Here is a 23942-nt window from a genome sequence, read left to right as displayed (position 1 = left end):
ATTCAGGACTGGCGGATGACTTACAACCACCGCCGTCCGCACAGCTCTCTTGGAGGGTTGACGCCTGCCGAATTTTCGACTCAGTGTGCTTCCGTTCCAGAGAAGGTTCCGCCTACGGCTCCACCTTCTCCTCCACTCCAGCACACTGACTTACTTACCTAACCCCAACTCTCATAAGCCTGGTTCAAACTTCGGGGGCATTTCACGATCATGCTCCTAATCCACGAGAGGGGGACACTGAGAGACTCACAGGTTCTTGTTCCTTTGGAAGGCGAAACTTCGCCACCTTACGGACTTTGTAGAACACTGGATAGTTCCAGAGTCTGATTCCCGACGTTGTTGCATCGAACATCCAGTCTTCAGCCATGGACTGCAAGTTCAAGTCGCACGATCCGTGTGGAACTCTCTTCTTGTCTACAAAGGCGAGCGCATATTCCCCTGCAACGAGTGCTGGAACGAGCTGGGTCAGGAGGAGGCACACGAAGACGATTGAAATCAGCCGACCGCGGTTGCTCAGACTTAGGCATTGTGGCATCGTGAATGAGAGTAGGGGGGACCATGTTTGATCAATACGCCAAAGCGATAAGCCCCCCTTGGCGAGTCAGCAATTTCCCAGCGATGCGGCATATGTCCACTCCTCATCGTTCCACCTAAGAACTCGACCGTCGACTTTGTCACCTATCAACGCCAAGTCTGACGGATGACTGACGACACCGGAAGACATCTCGGTGATTAAAGCTAGCAAGCGATCGCCATTCATGCCCCTGCGATATCTCCCAACTCTACTTGAGCAACGAGAGTCGGAGACAATGTCTCCAACGGTCAAGCGATTGTTAGTCATTGTTGAAGCCTGCCTGATGCGAGTTGAGAACCCCCGCTGCCCAGAATGGCAACGATCACTTTGGCAGGGTGACACTGTGAATGACACCACACCTTCTCGGTTCAGTTGGTGGGAATACTTTGATCGGGAGCTGTCTTGTTTTCGTTCTTGAGGGCAGCGATTGGTTTGTGAGCTTCGGTCTTTGGACGCTGAGGAGCAGAGTTGCTTGTGCTGCCGGGTTCTGGAGATTGTCGGAATGTGATACGATTCTTGTGACGTTTTCTTCTGGGAGATTGACATGCGATCCTGCCAAAGCTGTGCAGCTCCGATCCCGACGTCGGCCCAGACGTGTCCATCTTGTGGGGCTGTGCAAGCGGATTTGATCGGGTTGAATTCGGTTGCTGGTCCGCCTGTGACGCAAGATGTGGCTCATGAGAACGAGAAGCGAGATCAGCAGGTGGCGAGGTTTGGTCTGATGGTCCTGCTGGGCGGAGCGGGATTGTGTGCGTTCATCTCGGGAATGTCTTTCAGTAGTGTGCTCCTGGGTGGGTCAGTCTTCTTTGTGGCCCTGATTGTGATTTTTATTGCTCTTCAGATCATCGGAATTGATGTCGGAGCATAAAAAAGGCCAGCCTCGACAAATTCGAGACTGGCCATGCATCTGGTCTTCTATCAGCGACGAAACGAGGTCGCTGCGTTCGATTGTTAGAGCAAGTTGCTCTTTCCTGTGCACTCGCTTGTGTTGTTGCAGCCGGTTCAAGGCTGTGCTTGCTCGTGCGCGAGAGTGCTCACCAAATCTGAAGACGCTTTAGTAAACAATCTGCAAGCTGAGCTGAGCATCCAGAACCTTGTTGATGAGGGCAACAGATTCCTGGAGATGGGCTCGCGAGTAATCATCGAGTTCAATCTTTTCGTTCTCAAGAAGCTTGGTCGCTTTGTCCTTGAGATCTCCGAGATGCATCCGGGCAAGTGTTCTTGCGTCGGATGGGGCACTGTATCCCGAAGAGACGAGTGAACCCAAACGTCGGATAGTCGTACGCTGCAGATTTCGACGGAAGCTCGAAATCATCGGCTCTTTGTTCGTGAACTTGGCGTCGTCTTCCTGATCAAGCTCACTAAAGATTCCGTCCACGAGACGTCGTTCGTGCTCTGCCAGAGTGTAGACATCGTCTTCCTCGGCAGCTTTGAATTCGTTGTCGAGGATTCGGTCCAGAACGATCGAGCTGAGCAGGTTTCCTAATACCGTTTCCTGCATACTCAGGATGGTATCGTGAATCGGATAGTCGAGGCGTGACGGGCTGGATGTTCCCCAGTGCGACCAGCGAGAAGCAGCGAGGTAGTTCAAATCGCTACCTTTGATCGTTGGGTTTGCAAAGACGGATTCGGCGATCAAATCCATGGCTTCCCGTTGTTTCTCGGCAGGAATCTGTGCGAACGGACTCTGGCCATCTTCATCCCCTTTGTGATCTCTGTGAACGGAGACGCCGCCTGGGAATCGAGATGCGAACGAAGCTCCTTGAGCGTACTGGCCGAGAAGAAGACCGAACGCCTGCCGTGCTCGCTGGTATCCGTCGCCTTCCTTGACTGTGCTCTCGACGATCTTCGGAAGAAGTTCGATCGATTGCTCCATTTGTCGACGCACATACTTCAGCGGATCTTTGCCGAGGTCGAAGCGATTCGAATGCGGATCAGGATCGATGGAACGAGTGTCTTCGTCTGTTCCGTATTCGAGTTCAGGTTCGCCGGAACGAGAAGCGATTTTGTTCAGCTCTTCTTTTTCATTCCCGGAGATTGGCTTGTAACCGTATTCGATGGCCCAGTAATCGTATGGTCCAATCGTTTGCGAGTAATACAATCCCTGCTTTTCGCGATCGATGACAACGTTTGCGGGGCTGTAATCCATGACGCTGGCGACTGTCGGAACATCGGGATCTGCTTCAGGATCGTCGATTTCTTCAAGTGTCTTCCAGGCACTCGCTTTGAAGTTGTGTCGCAGTCCGAGCGTGTGCCCGACTTCGTGCATCACGACTTCCTTGAGTCCCTGATGGATGAATTCATCGGGAAGGTTTCCGTCTTTGGAAACGCCAACCGCCATGAACATTGCTGCTGCGGTAGCTGACTGTCGCTGCATTTCGTGTCCGAGCCGACAATGAGGCCCGTGCAGATGACCGTTTCCGAGTGGTCCTTCAGCTGGCATTGATTCCGGAATCTGGAACATGTGTGTCTGTTCCGGACGGAAGATTTCCCAGCGACGGTTCCAGCTGTCGAGGAAGCTCGCATCGAAGATGATGTCTGCATCGAGGATCTGGCCGGTTCGGGGATCGACTCTCGATGGTCCCATCGCGAAACCAGCATCGGCAGTGATCCAACGGAAGGTGTTGTAGTTGATGTTTTCGGGATCGAAATCGGGATCGTCAACGGGCTGTTGATCGACCCGGATCGCTCCGGCGTAACCGAGTTTGTCAAAGGCTTTGTTCCATTCGAGAATTCCTGCTTCAACGGTTGGACGCAGGAAAACTGGAACAGTGTTTTCGAGGTAGAACTTGATTGGCGTTTTGGGAGGAGATCGGTCAATCGAAGGATCGAGCTTCTGCAGATTCCATCGATTCACATAGCGAACGAAGTGCTCCGGCTCATCTTTGTCGGAGAAGTCTTTGATCGCTGTCAGAAAGTACCCGACTCGATCATCCGCGACTCTCGGCTTGTAGCCATTGGACCCAACACTTGGGAGAACACTCACGCTGTAGTGGATTCCGACTTGAACACCTTTGGAATTCGGAACCGTCTCGATTGGAGTGCTTCCCGAGAAGACCGTGTTCAAGCCGATTTCGATGTTTTCTTCGAATGTCTTGATCTTGGAGAAGGTCGACCGATCGGTCATCAGGCGAAATGAAGAGCCAATGGCGCGACCGACTTGAAGGTCATCGTTCATGAAGACTCTCGTCACATCGACGAGAATTCCGCCGGATGTTGATTTTGTCAGCACTGGCAGAGCGAAAAGAATACTGTCGCTGTAAGCGAGTTTGACCGCTGTCTCTTCGGGAGAGTTTGCCTTCGCCCGGAATCGGACGTTCTTCTGGCTGATGAAGAGTTTGTCGCCGGAAACCTTCAACGACCAGATAATCTCGTCCCCGAATCCCCAGCTCATTCCGCCGAGAACGTCTCCTCGACTGATCCCCTGAGAGATCGAAGGAATGACGATGTATTCCTTCTTGAGAGCCGTTGAAGAAATTTCTGCGAGCAATTGCTGGTCACTCTGAAAGAGCGTCCACATGCCTGACAGCTTCTTCTTCTTGTCGATCAGCTGCTCATACTTCGATTTGGATTTGTCATCCTGAGCGTTCGCCTGACTCCATGGTCCGAAGAGACCAATCAGCGTCAGGAGAACAAGGCATTTGCGAATACCCATGAATTCCCCCAGTGATTTTAATTTTAAGAAACTGGCCTATTCTACCAAGTTTCCGTGAACAGCAAAGTTTAGCAAGGCTTTCCCGGTGCGGTTCGGCCGAGATTGGGGAGCGTTCGATTCCGGGGCTGTCAGCGATGAAATCCTCTGAAAAAACGGGCAGTGACGGCTGTCCTGTCAGTGAATCAGCGACCCAATCCATGCAATTCTCCCATTTGCAATTCCGACAACAACCCTCTTTTGACGAAAAACTGATCTGGCCAGAATTGCCGGTTTTCGAGTAGTCTGCTCGACACACCTCTCAAATTTCACTCCCTTCCATCTCCCTCCGCCTCATGTTTCGATCGACGAACTTCACATTCGGCCTCATTGTGGTCGCTTCGACAGCGGCGATTTCCGCTTCAGGTTGTATCTCCCAGTGGAATACACGAATGCCGACTTGCGCGACGCGACCCGCAGAACTGGAGCGGCGGGAAGCTCAGGTGATGGACCCGTATCCTGATGATCAGGTCGGGCCGAATATCGGATTCCGGCCGCTGGGATATCAAACCCCACGATCTGAGGCGCAGCAGGCCAAAGACCAGTTCTATGTCTCAATGCTCCGTCAACAGAACGGGGGAGGGATTGCTCCTTCACCGCAAGGGCCAACTCTCGTTCCCCAACCAACACTTGCTCCGTCCTCCTACGGAACTCCTCAATACTCCGTTCCCTATCAGCAGCCAGTCAATCCAGCTGTGACGTATGGGCAGTCGGTCTACCCGCATTGACGGGAACGTTCCGCATCGGCCACGTTTTCGCAGACTGTCCGATTCGTAAGTTGCCCAATCTTTACGCGAGCCAGATTTCGCCCTAAAACTGACTGCTGCTCTCACTTCACCATCTCGTTTAGCTTCGAACAGAACGACCGTGCGAAAAGTTCTGATTGTTATTCCGACTCTCGATCGTTCCGGTGCCGAAAAGCAATTCGTCTCGCTTGCAATCGGTTTGAAAGAACGAGGCGACTCGATCGAAGTCATCGCTTTGACCCGCTCCGGTCCTTATGAAGAGGATCTTCGCGAAGCCGGGATCTCTGTCACGGTCCTTGAGAAGAAAACGCGTTTCGACGTTGCTGTCATTTGGAAACTTCGATCAGAGATCATCAAACGTTCGCCAGATGTTGTCCTCTCGTGTCTGTTCGCGGCGAACTCTGCGACGCGACTCGCCACGACCGGGCTGGGAAAGACGCGACCGAAAGTGATCATCTCCGAACGATGCGTCGATTCCTGGAAGTCGAGTTGGCAACACTGGCTCGATCGACGACTTCAATCAGCGACCGATCTCATGATCGCGAACTCTGAAAGCGTCAAGAATTTTTACGCAGAGCAGGGGTTTCCGAAGCAGCGCATTCAAGTGATTCCGAACGGCGTCGACACTCCCGCATCTCCGACGATCCCCCGCCACGAGTTCCTGAAATCATGCGATCTTCCCGAAGACGCACAACTCCTGATGTTTGTCGGTCGACTGGCCCCGCAAAAGCGAATCAAAGACTTGCTGTGGGCTGTTCAAATGCTTCGACATTCGTGTCCGAACGCTTACTTTCTGATCATCGGTGATGGGCCGGAACGCGAAGAACTTAAACTCGTCGCGAAGGAATGCGAAGCGGAGGATCAAACTCGCTTCCTTGGGGCTGTCCCGAATGCATCCGAGCTGCTTCATCATGCTGACGTCTTCTGGCTTGCCAGCGAATTCGAAGGGATGTCCAACAGCTTGATGGAAGCCATGGCCTGCGGGAAACCATCTGTCGTCAGCGACATTCCCCCCAATCGGGAGTTGATCAGTCACGGAAAAGAAGGGTGGCTGGTCGACCTCGGAGACCTTGCCGGTTTCGCTCAATATACAGTGAGGCTTATCAGAGAACCGACAGTGGCGCAGCAACTCGGAGAAGCCGCTGCCAGAAAGATGACCGAAGGTTTTCGCGTCTCTCAAATGGTCGATCGCTATTCCCAAGCGATTGACGAGTTACTCTCAAACGATCGCTAAAAACTCTTCAATTCTCTCAATACTCCACTGCGAGCGTTTCAACACTTCCTACTCTTCCTCGAACGTCTCGCTGATACGTGACTCAAGGCGCCGCCCGAGAGTTTCGCCAAGCGTTTCCAGTGGATGGCGAATCTTATCTCGAATCATCTCCGCTTCGCGTTGAATGTGCTGAACTTCTGACTTAATCCTCTCCGCTTCAGAGCGAACGGAATTCAGAACGACAAGCCCAACGATCAACCCGATTCCCATCACGCTGGAGATCGAAACGAGACACCACTTCATGACTTCGACAGATCGCTGCATCCGGACTAGGGCAAGATGTTCTGCTCGCCGACGTTCTTTTCGTCGCTGTCGTTTCTGACGTTCACGACGACGTTCACGTCGCTCCGCCTGTTCCACAAGCTTCGCGATGGCCTCATCGGTGCTTTCCGTTTCGGCCTTCGTCGTTTGTGATCGACTGGATGATTGCCCGGAGGTCGATTTGGAAGTTGTCATGAGTACGAACTGCTCGAATTGCGGAAACGATCAGAATCAGAAGTGAACAAGGGCTGCTCCGACCTTCCTCAATCCTATCATCCAGCGAGTCTGACGGCCGAAGTTTCTCGCGCATGTCAGTCGCTGCGCCCTCCTGAGGACTCGATTGATCGGGAGAGCTGCTCGATTGCCGTTCTCAAAGCGACCGCATTTCCGTGATTGCGACTCCTTTATTTGGAGTCCGAAATCGCATTTCCGACTCGCACCAATCCGTTTTTCATCTCTTCAGCGGCCAGCATCAAGGCTGACAGAACGTTCTCGCCCGATTCCTTGGCGGCTGATCGAACGGGCTCGTACTGCTTATTCAATTCATCAATGTTATTGGAAATGCGGTCGTATTCCTGACGAGCATCCATCTGAGCCAGATGCAGCTTAACCTTCAACTCATCACGATGCTGCTTCAGTGTATTGATCAGTTCATCAAGCTGTTCGTTCTTATCAGCCATTTCAAACTCCTGAATCTGCAAGAAATCATCCGCCTCGAATCGATGCCGGGTGCATCTCAATTCACACGGACTTCCCCACCAATTAGACCATTTTCATCGTAGCTGTGCACTCACCTGAACTCCATTGTTCCGATGAATGCAATGTTTCGTTGCGCGAATCACCGCACCTCCCCCCGTTGAAGAAAGTGTTGAAGAAGATGTTGAAGCGCGAGCCGAAGAGATTCTCGAACTGCTCAAGATCGCCAACTTTTCATTCGGCAGAACTCGCCGAACCGGTGGAGAGCATGTTCGGATTAGAGAAACTTTGCAGGCAACAGAGTCGCTACAGCTCTCGATATCAAACGGATCGCGCAATGCGTCAAATTACCGATTTCCCCGATGACCGATAGATTGGCTGTGAGAGTGCGCCGACGACAGGGTGTCTCATCAAGAATTGTCTTCAACCGGGAAATCGGCGATGACTCTGCCAGCGAAATTCGTCTGTACTCTCTGCTTCGTCTTCTGCTCAGCAGCGACTGTCACAGCTCAGGAAAAGTGGCTCTCGTTCAATGAACTCACGACGGCACGAGGCGACGTTCAAGTTGAGACAGCAGTCAACTGGGAGAGCGATGCGGAAAACCGATCGTGGTTTGAGCAGGGTTTGTTCGGAGAAAACTCCCCGACGCTGTCTTCCCAGCTTTCTGACGACTCATCGGACTCGATCTTGCTGGTTCAAGCAGCAGGTGGAGACTCGGCAGGAGGAGGCGGGACCAGTAGCCTCGCTGCGAAATCTCAGAACCCGATCAGTGATCTTGTTTCGTTACCGCTGCAAAGCAACTGGGATTTCGGGATCGGCCCGGGAGATGACCAGCGTTATGTCGGCAACCTGCAACCAGTGGTCCCGATCAAGCTGAACGAGGACTGGAACTTGATCAACCGCGTGATCATCCCGTTCATCAACACTCCAACTGGACTCGGTGAACAAGAGCATGGAATCGGAAATGTTATCGGGCAATTCTTCTTCAGTCCTCGGGACGCTGAGAAGTTCATCTGGGGCCTCGGGCCCACCGTTCAATTCCCGACCGCAAGCACTCCGAATCTCGGACAACAAGAATTGGCAGCAGGGGTCGATGCAGTTGCAGTCATCCAGCATGGCCATATTCTGACGGGAGTTTTGGTCACACAGCTTTGGGGATCGAAAGGGCATTCCGACCCATTCCTCGCGCAACCATTCTTCAACTACAATCTTCCTGAAGGCTGGTTCTTAAACGTATCGGGCGAAGCCAACGCAGACTGGACACTTCCCAGAGACTCACGCTGGGCGTTTCCACTGGGTGGTGGAGTTGGCCGAGTCTTCCCCATCTTCGGGCAGCCCGTCAACGTCCTCTGCAGATTCGCCCCTTACGTCATCAGCCCCGACGGCGGCCCGGACTGGCAGTTTCGCTTCCAATTCAACTTGCTCTTCCCAAAGTGATCCATCCACCGGCCGAGAGTTATTCTTGACACTAAACTGTTATTAAACGGTGAGTCGGACATATCTTCGTTGACGATTAACTGATCTGCATCTTGCTTCGCCTCGTCTTCCATCTTTCTTGCCTGTGCCAGAGCTGATGCCACAAGTCCAGCGGGGACTGAAATCACTCCAAGCCCGACCAGCAATAGAATGAATGTAAAGACTCTCCCTCCAGTTGTGATGGGATAAACATCGCCGTATCCCACCGTTGTAAGCGTGGCAACGGCCCACCAGAGGCAATGGAAGACGGAACCGAATTCTTCCGGTTGAGCATCACATTCAAAGATGTAGATTCCGACTGCTCCTAAATACAACAGGAGGATGGTCGCCGCGAGAAACAAGATAATTTCTTCTTTCGCGATGCTCAGGGCCACGTGAAATCTCTGTAGTGCCGCATTGTAGCGCGCGACTTTGAAGAGGCGCAACAATCGAAACAGTCGAAAAGAACGAACCGAGCGAAGATCGATTTCCAATCCGATGTAATATGGGAGAATCGCGGCAAGATCGACAAAACCAAAGAAGCTGAAAAGATACCGGGAAGTCGGCTTGGCAATGTAAATTCGGAGAACGTACTCGACGGTGAACACCATCACAGTGAAGAACTCAAAAACTCCAAGCCATCGCTTCACTCTCTCACTCAGGTCCGGAAGGGTTTCGATAGAGAAAGCGATCAGCGACAAAATGATCAGAACCTGTATGAATATCTCGAATATTCGCACCCGCCGCGTGCTGTTGGACACAATGGGTTCCGGAGACTTTGTCATGTGAAACGAATCGAAAGAAGAGAGTGGAATGATCAAGCAACCCAGTTCGCTGAATCAATCTACTCGACAATTTCGGTTCGTTCCCGTTCGCCACTCAACTGCACATGTCCGGGAACAACCCGAATTCTACGAGCTGGGGCCAATTTCAAAGATCCTTCAAGCAATTTATTGCGAAATAGCGTATTCGTATCGGATGGCGTGCTGATCTGAGGTCGGTTGCTAGCGATTGGAAGCGGGTGAAAATGCCGGCGACACTGGATCATGGATCGCTCGTTTGCGTACGCTATGATCGAACTTCAGCGAAGGGCGAATATGAATTTCAGGAACCGACAGATGGATGCATTCAGTCTCAGGACAATCTCACGAGTCGGGTCGTTTCTCGTTCTGGCCACTCTCGTCGTGGCTCCAATGGCATTGTCTCAGGTTGGGACAACCGAAGATGAGGCTGCCACTCAGGAGTCGGAAGAGGCTTCCAAGAGTCTTTCAAAGATGGAAAGCGATCATCTTCCGAATCCGGTTCGAATTCACCCGAAGGTCATTTCCGGAGGCCTTCCCGAAAGTGATGAAGCGTTTCAAGAACTTGCTGATCTCGGCGTCAAAACGATTATCAGTGTCAACGGAATGACGCCAGATATCGAGACAGCGGGCAAATACGGGTTGCGCTACGTCCATCTGCCGCACGGATACGACGGCATCTCCGACCAACGAACTAAGGAGTTAGCGAAAGCTGTCAGAGACCTTGAAGGCCCCATTTACATTCACTGTCATCACGGAAAACATCGCAGCCCGGCAGCTGCGAGCGTGGCTTGTGTTTCCGCCGGTCTTATTCCTTCGGAACTGGCGATCCCAATCCTGAAACTCGCAGGAACGAATCCCGGTTACGTGGGGCTTTATGATTCTGCCCGCCGAGCTTCTGCATTCGAAACCCAATTACTCGATCAACTGGAAGTCGAATTCAAAGAGATCCAGGAAATTCCGCCCATGGCTGAAGCGATGGTTCACCTCAGTCATGCCAACGACCACGTGGCCCTGATTGCAGAAGCAGGCTGGACGTCCCCGGAAGATCATCCCGATTTAGATCCATCTCACGAGGTGCTGTTGCTTCGCGAGTTGTTCACCGAACTCCTCCGAACCGAGGAAGTCGCAAGTGAACCGGAAGACTTTCGTGCCTGGCTTGCGAACTCAGAAGCAGCAGCGAAGGAACTGCGAAGAGAACTGGAGAAGTGGAAAGCAGCCGGTTCCGATCCAGAAAAGACCGCTCACTTCGCAAAATTCACTCAGCGAATTTCCGCGAGCTGCAAAGCGTGCCATGTGAAGTATCGAGACATTCCAATCAGCCAACCGCAAGCACAGTGATCTGTGCGCGAGAAATCTGTGCCTGAGAGGAAGTTCACTGAGACGGAGCACGCACGTGAAGACGCGAAGTCGCTTCCTCTGAAGGAAGCGCTATTGCTGAATTCGGCAACGCTTAGACCGGAGCCGCATCGCACTCGCGACAATGTCCCTTGATCAGAATCTCCGTGATGCTGCCAATGTCTTTGGCGCGGCGGCGCGATCCCGCGGTGAATGTCATGTCATCGAGGCACCGAACGTCCCCGCAATCGACACAGACAAAATGGGGATGGTTGCTGCTCTCGGGGTTGTCCGGATCGCGAATTTCGAATCGCCAGACATGATCCCCAAGTTCCGTGCGTGAGATCAGATCCGCTTCGGTGAGGTCCGCGAGATTGCGGAACACCGTTGCTTTGTCGAAACCGAGCGGGACAAGTGTTTCTGCGAGATCTGCATGGGTCAACGGAGATGTGGCCCCTCGCAATTGTTGCAGGACCGCGATTCTTGCCGGAGTTGCGCGGATCTTTCGTTCCCGCAGCAATTGTCGGATTTCTTCCACTTCATTCGGATTCACGTTTCGGGTCCGTTCTGCCATCTGCGGATTCCCACTCTCGACGGGGGTTCTTCGAGACTGTTGCGCGCATTCGCGCATGTGTCATCTTAGGGTTTCCGGTCCGCAACGTCTAGATTTGCAATTTTTCGCACGCTGCCGAAGTCATCTTTGCACTCGCCAGAAGTCCACTTATAGAGGTCATCACGCTCGTGCAAGTACCTGAAGCCTGCTTTTAACGATGCACGATTTCTCGCCGATGCGGCCAGCTCGACAGTCCCCTGACAGTTGGAGTTCTGCCAAGGGACTGTTCAAGTGGTCAATGAAATGTTGTTACCGGGCTTCAGCAAGTTCCTGACTTGCCTGTTCGATCACCTTCGACTGTTCGTTCGGAGGAACGAGTTCGTAGGTGGCGAACTCCATCGTGAACGATCCTTGGCCACCAGTGAGGCTCGACAATGATCGGGCATACGTCATGACATGCGCGAGCGGAGCTTTGGCGTGAATCATCGTGAATCCGCCGGCAACTTCTTCCATGCCTTCCATTCGTCCTCGTCGAGTATTGAGATCGCTGGTGATGTCACCGATCTTGTCGCTTGGAACCGTGATCTCAAGTTGCACGATCGGTTCGAGCAACGCAGGACGAGATTTCTGAAACAGCTCCTTAAAGCAGTGAGCTGCTGCGGATTTGAAGGCGGTCTCGTTGCTGTCGACAGGATGGTCTTTTCCGAAGAATAATTCGACGACCACATCCTGAACCTGATTCCGGGAAATCACGCCCGAGATCATCTGTTCCCGAACCCCTTTCTCCACAGCTGGGATAAACTGGTTCGGAACCGATCCACCCGTCACACGATCCACGAAACAGAAGTTCCATTCCGGATCGTAATGATACGATCGCATGCTCGCGAAACGGTCTTTCGTGAAGTACTCCTCCGGATTGATATCGTGCGGACAGGGCGAAATGCGAAGATGAACTTCCGCGAACTGGCCGGCTCCGCCTGACTGTTTCTTGTGACGATAGCTTCCTTCTGCTTCTCCGGTGATCGTTTCCCGATACGGAATGCGTGGTTCATGCGTGACAATGTCGACCTTCTCACGGTCGTGCAGCCTGCGCTCGATCAGTTGCAGATGCAGTTCGCTCATTCCCTCCATGACCATCTCATGGGTCTGTTCTTCGCGATGAACGAGGAACGTCGGGTCTTCTTCTTCGATCTTGTGAAGTGCATTCGAAATGCGGGCCTGATCCGCTCGGCTTTTCGGTTCCACAGCGAGGCCGACAATCGGTTTCGGGAAAGCGATGGGAGGCATTGTAATTTCATCGCTTCCATTGGTGACGGTGTTCCCCGTGTGGAGATCCTCCACTTTCGTCACCGCCACGATATTCCCGGCGATCGCTTCCGTTACAGGTTCGAGCGTATTTCCCTGAACTTCGTTGAGTTGATGGATCTTGATGGAAGACTTCGCCCCCACGACATGGACGGAATCATCCTTTCGAAGCGTTCCGGAGTAGATCCGCAGGTAGCTGACCTTGGAAACGTAAGGATCAATCCGCGTTTTCACAACTTGCGCTACGAGAGGACCATTCGCATCCGGGACGACTTCGATTTCGTTCCCATTGCTCATGACGTGCCTCCGCAGTTGATCCGGAGAGGGCGCATAGTCTGCGATGGCGTCCATCAGTTCGGCCACACCAATGTCACACTTGACCGCTGTGCAGAACACCGGAATGAGCGTCCCAGCGACGATGGCCTGTGTGATGGCAGGAGCGAGTTCTTCCGGGCTAAGCTCTTCTCCCTCGAAATACCGGTTCATCAATGCTTCGTCTGCTTCGACGACTGCTTCGATGAGTTGCTGGTTCAATTGTGCGAGGTCGAAATCGATTCCCTCAGGAATTTGATCCGGCAACTGAACGGTATTGATCACGCCGGACATCTCGGGACCCGTTCCAACCGGAACAGTCATCAGAACACAGGCCTGACCGAACTGCTCACGGATCGATTCCAACAGATCGGGAAGATGGACGTTTTCGTCATCACACTTGTTGATCACGATCATGCGGGCCAGTCCACGATTGGCTGCATGCTGAAAGGACTTGCGAGTATTCACTTCGATTCCGTGCGGCGCATTAATCGCAATGAGGGCTGTTTCCGCCGCTCGAAGGGCTCCGATCACCTGTCCGACGAAATCGGGCATGCCCGGAGCATCCAGGAGATTGATGCGGGTATTCTTGTGTTCGAAGTGACAGACATGCGAAGAGATGGAATGGTGAAGCTGTTTCTCTTCGTCATCGACGTCGAGAAAGCTCGTCCCGTCGTTCGGTGATCCGACGCGCGAGTTGACACCCGCCTTGTATAAAATGAGATCGGCCATGGAGGTCTTACCGACTGCTCCATGGCCGACGAGGACCACGTTACGAAGTTCTGCAACGGGGTGTTTGGGCATGGTCTTGGTCTCCTGGTTGGATGATCACACGTCGGTCCAAGGCCAGGATGGAATCTGGTGCGACTTCGTCCAGAAGGATTTTCACACCTGACCTCTCCGAAACGCACACATATCATAATCCACTGATGCGTTCAGTGAACAGTCAGAGTCCCAAAACATCGAATGAGTGCTCTCTCAAAATACTCATTCGAACTGAAATCAATGGCGGTGAAATCAACGGCGGAATGACTCTTCGAGCATTCTCTGATTTGGTTTGCACTCACTCGCACGAGCACACTCAGCCGTTGTCCTGATGAAAAAGTTCAAGCGAGTGCACAGGAAAGAGCAACTTGCTCTTAGCCCATCATCATCGAATGGAATGTCAACCAGCGAAACGTCAACACGGTGCAGACAAGGCACATCCACCACGAAGCGAGTTGTGCCTGTCGGTATTGTCTCAGCCCGACAAGCAACGCTGCTCCCGCGAAGGTTGCGATCGCTTTGAAGCAGACGAGTTGGATCGGATTGTCAATAAACTGGCTGGCAATCGGATTCAGTTCTTTCATCTGTCCAGCTTGCCACGCGAGGATTGTCCAGATCAGATCAAGGGCTGAGAGAAGCACAACGAAAGCGATCGATCGAACAACCATCTGCATCGCTTGAGGAGTCGCATTGATTCCCGCCGAAACCGCTTCCGGTCGTGTCGAGAGAAGGTGACCGAATGCAACCACCGTAAGAATCATTCCAAACATCGTGAGTGGATAGCTGACACGTTCCATCCGCCGGACAGCTGCAACTTGCCCGTTGTTTGTGTTTTCAACCTCATCGAGCTGCACGAGAACTTCTTGTGCATGGCTGACCAGGTCGGAATCCGGAGCATTAAATTGCAGGTTTTCGTACGCCTTCTCGGGAAGAAGAGATTTCAACTCAGCTTTCGCCTGAAGCTGTTCTTCCGGTGTTCCCGCGAACGACTTGAGCAACCATTCTCCCTGTTCAGTTGGAGCGAGGTACGTTTCGACCCATCCCCCATCAACAACGACGATCGCGTCCATCTGTAACGATGCGGCGATCGTCCCGGGGCGCAACCGCCAGTCTCGAGGATTGGCGTCCACAAGTTCGTCGTTCAGAGCGATTTGCTCATCCTCCCAAGCGACGCGATATGGAGGAGAGAGTACCTTTCCATTGACGAACAGAAATCCTGTCTCAGACTGGAATTCCGACTGTTCCGGTTTTCGGTTTCCCCATCCCATTGGACCAGGCGTTCCCTTTGAGCCAGGTCCGCGCTGAGAGCCATGCCCGCGCCGGTCCTGCCCCCGTTGCGAAAAGCGTTTCATACGACCACGATCGTTGAACTGACCTTCTTCAACTCTCGAATTCTGATGGTTTTCCTCTTGTCCATATGAAGAGCCAACAAGTGTCGAGACCACAAAGACCATCACGATAAGTGGTTGTGTCACGTTCATTTTCCTGCCTTGAATCTGAATCCGTCGCCATGCGGTCTGTGCATCGACAAGACGCATAGGCCAACGTCACTGTAAGAAAGAATTGAGTCGGCCCTGAGAGGTAGAACACCGCCCACATGCGAATAAGGCCGCGGTTTCTGAAAATTTCCAAGACTCAGTTCCATGAAGCGACTCAAAGTCGGACTCGCAATCTTCCGCTGAAAAAGCAATGATCGACCAATGTCAGAAATTCCTGACCGTCGCTAGACGACGTCGTCGTTGGCCGAGACAATAAGAGCTTCAATCCGTTTTCGTGGCCTTGTTCTTTCGATGGAGTTCTTCTGGTGTTGTCGTGCTCAAACTCGACACTCGCACCAGCGTCATCTCCGAGAGCATTCGCGAAGACCGGGCGAGATTGAAGTTTTCGATTGAGAGTGCGCTCCTGAAATCAAGTGAGGCGACATGGACCCGATTCAGTTTTCGTGTGAGAATCCAATCAAAGTCACCGTGGGTGTGATTCTTGCGGTTCTCTTTGGCACACTCGCGTTTCTTCAAACTCCTGTTCAACTGACTCCGGATGTTGCCAAACCTTCGATCACCGTCACGACTCGGTGGCCGGGAGCGAGTGCTCAAGAGGTCGAACGAGAGATCGTCGACGAGCAGGAAGAACAGCTGAAAAGCGTCGAAGGGATGCTTGAGTTTCGAAGCGAGAGCGTCGATTCCGTCGGGACGATCACTCTGGAATTCCCTGTCGGGTTCGATCTTGCCGAAGCACGGGCAAAGGTCAGCGACAAGCTCAATCAGGTCCCGGAATATCCAGAAGATGCTCGAGAGCCGACGATCACCGAAGGAGAACAGGGCGGCAACTTCATCGCCTGGATCATCTTAAAGCCACTTCCTCCATCTGCTGAGGACGTGGCTTCCTTTTTAAGAAAATACCCGCATCTGAGCAGTGAGCTTCAGGAGTTTGCTGACGGATCACGCGCTCCAGACCTGAGTATTCTCCTGAAGTATGCACGGATCCATCCGGAAATTCAGGAGATTCTCGATGGGCGCCCCGATCCGACGAAGATGCGGAAGTTTGCCGAAGACTTCATTGAAGCCCGGCTCGAACGGGTTCCTGGAATCTCGAACTCAAACGTAGTGGGTGGCCGCGAAGAAGAATTTCGCGTGGTGGTCGATCCCAATCAGCTGGCAGCTTATCAGGTGACGATCGGAGAACTCCGCCGGGCACTTCGAGCCGAAAACAAAAACACCTCCGCTGGCGATCTCTGGGAAGGCAAGCATCGAAACATTGTTCGAACGATTGGACAGTTCGATTCCCCGGAGAAAGTCGCCGACACAATTATCACGATTCGAGACAACTCCCCGATTCGAGTCCGCGACGTTGCGACCGTCGGGATCGATTACAAAAAACCGGATGGTGTGGTTCGCCAGAAGGGGATTTCGGGTCTCGCGATCAACTGTGAACAGGCCCCGGGAACGAACGTCCTGCAAATCATGGGACCAACCCGCGAAGAGCTCGACATCGATGGCGACGGACAAATTTCCGAGATCGATCTCGCTGAAGCCCGATTGATTCACGGGGACTGCATTCGCATTGCCATTGAAGAGTTGAACCTTGGAATTCTTGCTCAACGCGGATTGTGGATGGAGCAGGTGTATGACCAGACAGACTACATTTACGCCGCGACAGATCTCGTCACTCAGAACATTTACATGGGGGGAACACTTGCGGTTCTCGTGCTTCTCATTTTTCTTCGAAGCCCACGAAGTGTGTTGATCGTCGGGATCTCGATTCCGATCAGCATCATCGCTTCGTTCCTGTTCATTCGAGGTTTCGGGCGCAGTATTAATGTGATCAGTCTTGCCGGGATGGCCTTCGCGGTCGGGATGGTGGTCGATAATGCCATCGTCGTCCTTGAGAACATCTTTCGTCACTATCAGGAAGGAGAGTCTCCGCAAACAGCCGCGATTCGAGGGGCCCGCGAAGTTTGGGGGGCTGTCCTGGCCTCAACGTTGACGACGCTCGCCGTGTTCGTGCCTGTCGTTTTCGTCGATGGGCAAGCCGGTCAGCTGTTCCGGGACATCGCCATCGCCATCTCCTGTGCGGTGGGACTCTCGTTGATCGTTTCAATCACAGTCATTCCCACTGCTTCTCAGCGAATCCTCAAAGCTCACCGAGACCCTGAGAAAGAGCGCAAGGAAGCCATGGAAAGACGTCCCGGCTTCTTCGGGCGAATGGTGAACGCCTTCGCCGATACGATGGACTGGATTCTGAGTGTTCGCGGCGGATTCTTTCTGCGAATTGCGATCGTCGCATTCTTCGTCGGTGCTTCGCTCATCGGGTCTTATCTTCTCATGCCGAAGACAGAATACCTCCCGGAAGGAAATCGAAACCTCGTGTTCGCCATCCTCCTTCCGCCTCCAGGATACAACCTCGATCACATGATCGAAATCGGAAAGGGAATCGAATCCGAGATCGCCCCGTATTGGGAAGCGGAGCTGGGAAGCGAAGAGGCAGATGCTCTGGATGGCCCCACGATGAAGAACTTTTTCTTCGTCGCTCGCGGAAGCAATTTGTTCATGGGGTCGGCCGCTCAGGAAGAATTGCGAGCCAGCGAACTGGTTCCGGTGCTTCAACAAGTCGCTGGGAAGGTTCCCGGAATGTTCGCGATTGTCACTCAAAGCGGACTCTTTTCCGGGGGGCTCGATGGGGGCCGGGCGATCGACATTGAAATCTCTGGCCCGGAAATGACCCGACTTAATGAGATTGGGCTGGATGTCTTTTCGCGTCTGAATGGAATCGGTCCGTATGCCGGTCAGGCAGTCTTTCCTCCCACTGAAGGACATCAGTCGCAGCCTCGCCAGAATCTCGAATCAACCAATCCCGAATTGCATCTGCATGTCCGCCCCGAAGCCGCTGCCGATTTTGGCGTGACGACAGAAGACCTCGGTTACGCAATCGACGCGCTGATCGACGGTGCCTTTGCGGGCGACTACTGGCATAACGGTCGAAAGATCGATCTGGTGATCTATGGAGCCGATGAATATGCTCGCCAGACTCAGGACCTCGCTCACCTTCCCATCAGCACTCCGACAGGACAGCTTGTCAGTGTCGCAGCTGTCTCAGAAATCTCTCCGACGGGTGGTCCCGAAGTCGTCAAACACAACGAGAGACAGCGATCGATCGCTATTCAGCTGAAGCCCTCTCCAACGATGCCGCTTGAAGAAGCCATCGAACGCGTCGATCGTGAAATTCGGCGGCCTCTGCTGGAATCTCCATTAATGGCTGGCGGAGAATACCGAATCACTCTCGCGGGGACTTCGGATGAACTGAGCGAAACGCGACGCGCCATGCAGGGGAACCTGATCTTGGCGATGGTCATTACCTATCTGCTGATGGCTGCGCTCTTCGAGTCATTTTTCTATCCGGTCGTGATCATGATGAGCGTCGTTCTCGCGCTCGTCGGAGGATTCGCGGGTCTCGCTATTCTGAATGTTTTCACTCCGCAATCACTCGACATGTTAACGATGCTCGGCTTCGTGATTCTGATCGGAACCGTTGTGAACAACGCAATTCTCATTGTGCACCAGTCGCTCAACTACATGCGGGATGAGGGATACGAAACACGCAAGGCGATTGTCGAAAGTGTTCGCACGCGTGTGCGGCCGATCTTTATGAGTACGTTGACGACTGTTCTGGGAATGCTTCCTCTTGTGATTCCGTTGCCAACTTTCGATGCCACCGGGCAACTTGCACTCGTCGCCGGGGCAGGGAGCGAGTTGTACCGTGGACTCGGGAGCGTGGTACTGGGAGGACTGATCGTTTCCACAGTCTTTACCCTCGTCCTTGTTCCCGTCGGGTTCAGTCTCGCAGTTGATGCCAAGCAGGCGTTGGGCTCGCTTTGGAACCGGGACACCGAAAAGACCTCGAGTCCAACGGTCCCTCAGCAAGCTTCGACACCCTCGGCAACGACTTAAACCGGATCTTGTTCAGACTGATCAAAACCCAACGAGTTCCGTTGATCGCAGAGAATCCCTGAAAATGATCTGTACGCTGACCTCGCAAAATCGACCTTGCGCAGATCTGCGATTTTGATACGCTTGCAGAATGATCGAAGTCGTGAAAACCAAGCTGTTCTGCCTGCCGATGATCCGTCAATGGATCGTCCTGTGCATCGTATTCGGTTCAGGATTCGCCAGTGCAGACGATCTCACGAGCACGTTCTATCAGGGGCTCCGTCAAAGAAACCTCTTTCTGATCGCCGAGGACTACGCTGTCAGCCAGCTGGCCCGTCCCAATTTGCTCCCTCACGAACGGGCGATTTTGACCGTTGAATTGTCGCGGACGCTGCTTGAACACGGAGCCCTCTCGAGTGGCGTCGAGAGAAACGAACTCTGGCAGGAAGCCCGAAGAATCCTCGAAGAGTTCAGTACGACGTCTCCCGACAATCCAAAATCGATCGTCGTGGAAGCTCAACTCGCCATGCTCCCGGCAACCATTGGAGGAACGCTGGCATGGGAGGCCGAAATTGCGTCGGAACATCCAACGATCGGACAAGAAGCGAAGACCTTGCTGGAGACGTCTTTCCGGACGATTGATGATGTCCTGAAGAAAGTGAAGTCCCTCGACAAACCGAGTGCGAGGGAACTCGCAGATGGAGCCCTTGACCGTCGCGGACAACAACACCTCGAACACCAATTGATCATCCGTCGGGCTCTCGCACAAACTCAACTGGCAAGACTCCTCGAAACGAATGCGAATCAGGCTGCCTTACTGATCGAGGCAGACGACGCCCTGAAGTCGCTGTTAAGAAAACGCCTCGATCCTGATTCAGAGTTCGACGTCAAAATTCTGCGGTCGCAGATCTATCGACTTCGCGGAGACTTGCATCAGGCAGGAGCTGTTCTCAGAACGGTAGACCTCGAAGGACTGGGACAGGAGGCAAACGATCGCCATCTCGCCGAGTCTCTACGTGTTTTTAACGAAAACGGCGAACACGATGAAGCTCGTCAACTCATCGCCGATCGCACTCAGCAGCGTCATCCCCTTTCAGACGAACTCCGCGTGGCAATCGTCGAGAGTCTCCTCGATGTTCGAGAATCGTCGGGAGCGCAGGGAAACACCGACCTACAAACACAACTTCTGGAACAGGCCCGGTTTCATCATGAGCGAACGCGCGGCAAGTGGCGACAACTGACGCACGCAGCTCTTCGGGATATTCAACAAGATATGGAACTGGGGGCGGAACTCTCCGAACTCGTCCGTTCTGCACAAACGAGCTACTTTCAGGGTGACCTCGACGAGGCATCTCGCAAATATCGAGACGCAGCCGTTCTTGCGAAACAGCAGGGACTGAACGATCAGGCTGTCGATTTCGGACTGACACTCGGCTCGATCCAGATCGATCAAAAACAATGGGAACCGGCTGAGCAGACATTCTCGGAAATCGAGCGTGCCTTTCCGAATCACTCGAAAGCAGCCACTGCTGCTCTCATGGCTTGCTATGCAATGGGTCGACACTATTCCAGCGATCCATCACAAGAGCGACGGCTCCGTTATGAAGAGATGCTGCAGTCCGTTCAAACCAAATATGCCGGAACACAAACGGCGGCAGATGCAGCGTGGATGCTCGGAGTTCATCAGGAACAACGTCTTCAATGGACGGAAGCCGTCCAGCACTATCGCAAGATCGAACCCACAGATTCACGCTTCGATATCGCCAGCCTGCGGATCATTCTGCTTTACGAACGCATTCTCAATCGTCTCAAAGAGCTTGACGGTGACGTCTCCGACTGGGAACAACAACTCCTCGAAGAAATCGTTCGCATCGACGAAGGATTTCCACAACAGCGCGAATTCGACTCGCTCGATCAAACACGGACAGCATTAAAAATCTCCCAATTGCTACTGGAGCATCAGGACCGATGGTACAACGTCGCGGATATCTGGTTGGCACGCATTGACGAAACCATCACACAGCGACGACTTCGACAAGACCGGTCGACTCAGGATGATAACTCGGACCAGCAATGGAACCAGATTGCCCGAGCAGCTTCGCAGCTCAGAATTGTTTCACTCGCCGGGCAACAACGGTTGTCGGCCGCACGCGATCTGATGTTTCAACTGGGAGACACAAGCCCGACAGCAATGTTGAGTATTCTCCTCGGATTGACCGAACTGACCGCGATGGTCGAACCGAGTCGCCAGGTTGAATTGGGACGACTGCAATTGCAGGCCGTTGAAAGATTGTCCGATTCCCGCGACGAGCTTTCGAGTTCGCAACAGGATTTACTCGACAATGCCCATGCCGAGGCAATGGTCGCAACCGGAAACGGCCCCGAAGCGGTCGACCTCTACGAGTCGCTCATCGCCAAACAACCACGCAGCGGCCGCCTGATGCTCAAAGTGATCGACGTTCTGACTTCGATGGGGTCCGAAGAAAACCTCCGCAAGGCCAAAGCATGGTGGACTCGCTACGAGAAACTCCAAAAGCCGGGGAGCACTGAGTGGGTGACGGCCCGATTGGCAATCGCCAGGTTAAGTGATCAACTCGGAGAACGAGAAAGCGCGAAGAAGTTGCTCGGGGTCACCCGCACGCTCTATCCAGATCTTGGAAGCGAATCTCTCAAGGCGGAGATCGAGAAGTTGCTGGAGATGTGGGCTAATTGACGCTGTCCGCGTCCGTCTCTTCCTCACGAACATGGCCGTACCACTTCGCCAGCCGTTTGGGTGACACTCCCAAATGGACCATGACTATCATGAACCAGTTGCTGAGAGTCTGAACCAAAACGCCTCTCTTCTCCCAGCGACGGGCACTGACTGTCAGCGGAGCATTGGCAATCACCAGTCGCCCCTCTCTTCTCAATTGTTTCGAGAAGAAGAGATCTTCCATCAGTTCGATCTCCGGAAATCCTCCAAGTTTGAGAAACGTCTCCCGTCGAACGAAAAGTCCCTGATCTCCATAGATCCAGCCCAGCACGCGCACCCGCCATGCGTTTCCGGATTCAATCAGACGATACTTCTTCGCGGGATGATCAATACGCTGCGAGAAACATCCGGCAGACACATCAGGTTGACGGAGAATGTCTGCAACCGCTTGATCGAAACCAGCACTCACATCGCAGTCTGCATGCAGAAATAAAAGGTACTCCGCGTTCGCATGCTGCGCTCCGAGGTTCTGTTGGCGAGCCCGTCCCGGAGGCGATTCGAGAACTTTGTCCGCGTTTCTAGACTGGGCGATTGTTTCGTCAGAGCTTCCGCCATCCACAACGATGATTTCGAAATCCCCAAGCTGACGAAGTCGCGAGATGAGACCGGCGATGGAATTCTCTTCATTCAACGTCGGGATGATGACAGCAATCTGCGAAGTGAAATTCTCTTTCGACATCGATGCGGAAAACGTGTCATGCGTCATCGGAAAATCGAGGTTCGGACATTCGAAACGTCATCAGTGCCCCGGTGAGGACCAGCAATCCGACACCAATGAACGGAATCTCGTAAGGAATCCAGTCCATCAGAGCACCGACAAGTGGGGAAAACACGAACGGAATCGCGAAGCAAATTCTCATCGTGCTGAGGTACTGCGGATGACGGTCAGGCCCGACGAGTTCGAGCGTGTAATTCAGGATTGTCCGCATCAACACCGGCGTGAGCCCGAGGAGAACAAACGTCATCCAATACCATTTTTCAGCATCGGGGAAATAACCACTCGCGAACAGAATCGCAATGACCGGAGTAAAACTGACAGCAAAGAGGCCAATACGAATCGCCAGCCGGTTGCCGAACCGATCCGCCACAGCCCCTAAGAGCGGGCTGTAAATCCCGACACTGATGTTTTGTGCAATCACCCAGACGATCAAGTCATTGCTTGATGTCCCGATCACGTTCATTCCCAGCCACTGATAATGCGGAAATACGAGGAGTGAGGAAATGAACAACATCGCAACAATTCCCGCACGTCGAAACGCCTGGTCCGTGCGAAACACCGTCCAGGCATTCGCAAACGGCTCAATCATCTTGTAGCTCGTCAAACCGGAACTCTCCTCAGCGTGCTCGCTGCAACAGAGTGAGACCAGTCCCGCGACAAGAAACGCGACGCCATTAAACAGAAACACCCAGGTGAACCCGTCGTAGTTGGGCATCGAAATCCAGTCCTGCAACCAGGTCAGCGCCGCGATCACAGCAAAGATGGATCCCAGAATCCCTCCAATTCCCAGCAAGGCTCCCCGTCGATTGGGACGGACAAGCTTTCCCTGAATCGTTCCGAATGCCAACTGATTGACACCCGTCGCTGAGAAGAAGATGAAATAGATGACAAGAAACAGCGGGCCCATCCAGGCCACCTGACGATCTTCCAGACGCCACCACAGAACAGAAAGTATGAGAAACGGAACCGCCATTCCGACAGCTGTCAAAAACAGCGGATACTTTTTGATCGAGTGGCTTCTTAGTCGCTCCGCATAAATCAGCGGAGGAACGCTTTGACCGATGCGGCTGAGAATGGGAAGCCAACCCCGCATCCAGCCCGAACCCGAAATCGCATCGACCACGTAGGGCATGATGACGCTTTCGGTCTTGAAGATCCATCCGACTCGCAAGACGACGCTTTGAAGCGCAAGAACAAACAGGTTCCAGTTTTCATGACGGAACTGCTGAGGCGGTTGAGAGTGCGCTTCGTCCTCCATGCGAATCGATTTTCCAACGTAA

17 protein-coding genes are annotated in these 23942 nt (G+C 53.2%); 8 read left to right on the top strand and 9 right to left on the bottom strand.

Translation table 11 applies throughout. The features are described from left to right. Both KOR42_RS27900 and KOR42_RS19260 read left to right on the top strand, forming a co-directional pair. Entirely contained in the window at positions 1–162 is a 162-nt protein-coding gene (locus KOR42_RS27900; RefSeq protein ID WP_390620856.1) for an integrase core domain-containing protein, read from the top strand. Positions 163–1118: 956 nt separating this feature from the next. Next, positions 1119–1442, top strand: a complete 324-nt coding sequence (locus tag KOR42_RS19260; protein ID WP_146511474.1) for a hypothetical protein — start codon at positions 1119–1121, stop codon at positions 1440–1442. 186 nt (positions 1443–1628) lie between these two features. On the opposite strand, the gene KOR42_RS19255 is transcribed toward KOR42_RS19260, so the two are convergent. After that, positions 1629–4229, bottom strand: a complete 2601-nt coding sequence (locus KOR42_RS19255) for a zinc-dependent metalloprotease (RefSeq protein ID WP_146511473.1) — start codon at positions 4227–4229, stop codon at positions 1629–1631. Between the two features lie 428 nt (positions 4230–4657). On the opposite strand from KOR42_RS19255, the gene KOR42_RS19250 reads away from it, so the two are divergent. Beyond that, the gene (locus KOR42_RS19250; protein WP_231741013.1) at positions 4658–4993 is read left to right on the top strand and encodes a hypothetical protein; all 336 of its coding nucleotides are present in this window, start codon (positions 4658–4660) and stop codon (positions 4991–4993) included. 139 nt (positions 4994–5132) lie between these two features. Continuing rightward, complete coding sequence (locus KOR42_RS19245) at positions 5133–6245, top strand: glycosyltransferase (protein ID WP_146511471.1); 1113 nt, start codon at positions 5133–5135, stop codon at positions 6243–6245. 48 nt (positions 6246–6293) lie between these two features. Here the strand turns inward: KOR42_RS19245 and KOR42_RS19240 are convergent, their stop codons facing one another. Together KOR42_RS19240 and KOR42_RS19235 are read right to left on the bottom strand one after the other, a co-directional pair. After that, on the bottom strand, positions 6294–6740 hold the full coding sequence (locus tag KOR42_RS19240; RefSeq protein ID WP_146511470.1) for a hypothetical protein: 447 nt from the start codon (positions 6738–6740) through the stop codon (positions 6294–6296). 209 nt (positions 6741–6949) lie between these two features. Then, the gene (locus tag KOR42_RS19235) at positions 6950–7225 is read right to left on the bottom strand and encodes a hypothetical protein (protein WP_146511469.1); all 276 of its coding nucleotides are present in this window, start codon (positions 7223–7225) and stop codon (positions 6950–6952) included. Positions 7226–7682: 457 nt separating this feature from the next. On the opposite strand from KOR42_RS19235, the gene KOR42_RS19230 reads away from it, so the two are divergent. Next, positions 7683–8678 carry a neuromedin U gene (locus KOR42_RS19230; protein WP_146511468.1) on the top strand — a complete coding sequence of 332 codons (996 nt, stop codon included), beginning with the start codon at positions 7683–7685 and terminating at the stop codon, positions 8676–8678. Here KOR42_RS19230 and KOR42_RS19225 read toward each other — a convergent pair. Further along, positions 8606–9481 carry an ion transporter gene (locus KOR42_RS19225; RefSeq protein WP_146511467.1) on the bottom strand — a complete coding sequence of 292 codons (876 nt, stop codon included), beginning with the start codon at positions 9479–9481 and terminating at the stop codon, positions 8606–8608. The genes KOR42_RS19230 and KOR42_RS19225 overlap by 73 nt on opposite strands. A 333-nt stretch (positions 9482–9814) precedes the next feature. Between KOR42_RS19225 and KOR42_RS19220 the strand changes: the two genes are divergently transcribed. Beyond that, on the top strand, positions 9815–10837 hold the full coding sequence (locus KOR42_RS19220) for a protein-tyrosine phosphatase family protein (RefSeq protein ID WP_146511466.1): 1023 nt from the start codon (positions 9815–9817) through the stop codon (positions 10835–10837). 112 nt (positions 10838–10949) lie between these two features. Here KOR42_RS19220 and KOR42_RS19215 read toward each other — a convergent pair whose 3' ends face one another. The 3 genes from KOR42_RS19215 to KOR42_RS19205 all read right to left on the bottom strand — a co-directional run bounded on the left by KOR42_RS19215 (position 10950) and on the right by KOR42_RS19205 (position 15244). Continuing rightward, positions 10950–11408, bottom strand: a complete 459-nt coding sequence (locus tag KOR42_RS19215) for a Fur family transcriptional regulator (protein WP_146511465.1) — start codon at positions 11406–11408, stop codon at positions 10950–10952. A gap of 288 nt (positions 11409–11696) precedes the next feature. Next, entirely contained in the window at positions 11697–13808 is a 2112-nt protein-coding gene (locus KOR42_RS19210; RefSeq protein ID WP_146511464.1) for an elongation factor G, read from the bottom strand. Between the two features lie 335 nt (positions 13809–14143). Next, on the bottom strand, positions 14144–15244 hold the full coding sequence (locus KOR42_RS19205) for a DUF5658 family protein (protein WP_146511463.1): 1101 nt from the start codon (positions 15242–15244) through the stop codon (positions 14144–14146). Between the two features lie 447 nt (positions 15245–15691). On the opposite strand from KOR42_RS19205, the gene KOR42_RS19200 reads away from it, so the two are divergent. Beyond that, the gene (locus KOR42_RS19200) at positions 15692–19213 is read left to right on the top strand and encodes an efflux RND transporter permease subunit (protein ID WP_146511462.1); all 3522 of its coding nucleotides are present in this window, start codon (positions 15692–15694) and stop codon (positions 19211–19213) included. Between the two features lie 142 nt (positions 19214–19355). After that, a complete protein-coding gene (locus KOR42_RS19195) occupies positions 19356–21905 on the top strand; it encodes a tetratricopeptide repeat protein (protein ID WP_231741012.1) in 2550 nt (849 codons plus the stop codon). On the opposite strand, the gene KOR42_RS19190 is transcribed toward KOR42_RS19195, so the two are convergent. Continuing rightward, positions 21898–22650 carry a TIGR04283 family arsenosugar biosynthesis glycosyltransferase gene (locus KOR42_RS19190; RefSeq protein ID WP_146511460.1) on the bottom strand — a complete coding sequence of 251 codons (753 nt, stop codon included), beginning with the start codon at positions 22648–22650 and terminating at the stop codon, positions 21898–21900. The two genes, KOR42_RS19195 and KOR42_RS19190, sit on opposite strands and share 8 nt — an antisense overlap. Next, the gene (locus tag KOR42_RS19185; RefSeq protein WP_146511459.1) at positions 22640–23920 is read right to left on the bottom strand and encodes an MFS transporter; all 1281 of its coding nucleotides are present in this window, start codon (positions 23918–23920) and stop codon (positions 22640–22642) included. The genes KOR42_RS19190 and KOR42_RS19185 overlap by 11 nt, the downstream gene beginning before the upstream one ends. Positions 23921–23942 lie beyond the last annotated feature (22 nt).

The sequence above is a fragment of the Thalassoglobus neptunius genome, assembly GCF_007859735.1.
Lineage (GTDB): Bacteria > Planctomycetota > Planctomycetia > Planctomycetales > Planctomycetaceae > Thalassoglobus > Thalassoglobus neptunius.
The sequence above is the reverse complement of the archived record's forward strand: the minus strand, read 5'-3'. Positions and strand labels throughout refer to the sequence as shown.

What these genes read in the sequence shown, in the direction of transcription:
- KOR42_RS19260 (WP_146511474.1), top strand. Translation starts at nt 1,119, where the DNA reads ATGCGATCCTGCCAAAGCTGTGCAGCTCCGATCCCGACGTCGGCCCAG.
- KOR42_RS19255 (WP_146511473.1), bottom strand. Translation starts at nt 4,229, where the DNA reads ATGGGTATTCGCAAATGCCTTGTTCTCCTGACGCTGATTGGTCTCTTC.
- KOR42_RS19250 (WP_231741013.1), top strand. Translation starts at nt 4,658, where the DNA reads ATGCCGACTTGCGCGACGCGACCCGCAGAACTGGAGCGGCGGGAAGCT.
- KOR42_RS19240 (WP_146511470.1), bottom strand. Translation starts at nt 6,740, where the DNA reads ATGACAACTTCCAAATCGACCTCCGGGCAATCATCCAGTCGATCACAA.
- KOR42_RS19235 (WP_146511469.1), bottom strand. Translation starts at nt 7,225, where the DNA reads ATGGCTGATAAGAACGAACAGCTTGATGAACTGATCAATACACTGAAG.
- KOR42_RS19230 (WP_146511468.1), top strand. Translation starts at nt 7,683, where the DNA reads ATGACTCTGCCAGCGAAATTCGTCTGTACTCTCTGCTTCGTCTTCTGC.
- KOR42_RS19225 (WP_146511467.1), bottom strand. Translation starts at nt 9,481, where the DNA reads ATGACAAAGTCTCCGGAACCCATTGTGTCCAACAGCACGCGGCGGGTG.
- KOR42_RS19220 (WP_146511466.1), top strand. Translation starts at nt 9,815, where the DNA reads ATGGATGCATTCAGTCTCAGGACAATCTCACGAGTCGGGTCGTTTCTC.
- KOR42_RS19215 (WP_146511465.1), bottom strand. Translation starts at nt 11,408, where the DNA reads ATGGCAGAACGGACCCGAAACGTGAATCCGAATGAAGTGGAAGAAATC.
- KOR42_RS19210 (WP_146511464.1), bottom strand. Translation starts at nt 13,808, where the DNA reads ATGCCCAAACACCCCGTTGCAGAACTTCGTAACGTGGTCCTCGTCGGC.
- KOR42_RS19200 (WP_146511462.1), top strand. Translation starts at nt 15,692, where the DNA reads ATGGACCCGATTCAGTTTTCGTGTGAGAATCCAATCAAAGTCACCGTG.
- KOR42_RS19190 (WP_146511460.1), bottom strand. Translation starts at nt 22,650, where the DNA reads ATGACGCATGACACGTTTTCCGCATCGATGTCGAAAGAGAATTTCACT.
- KOR42_RS19185 (WP_146511459.1), bottom strand. Translation starts at nt 23,920, where the DNA reads ATGGAGGACGAAGCGCACTCTCAACCGCCTCAGCAGTTCCGTCATGAA.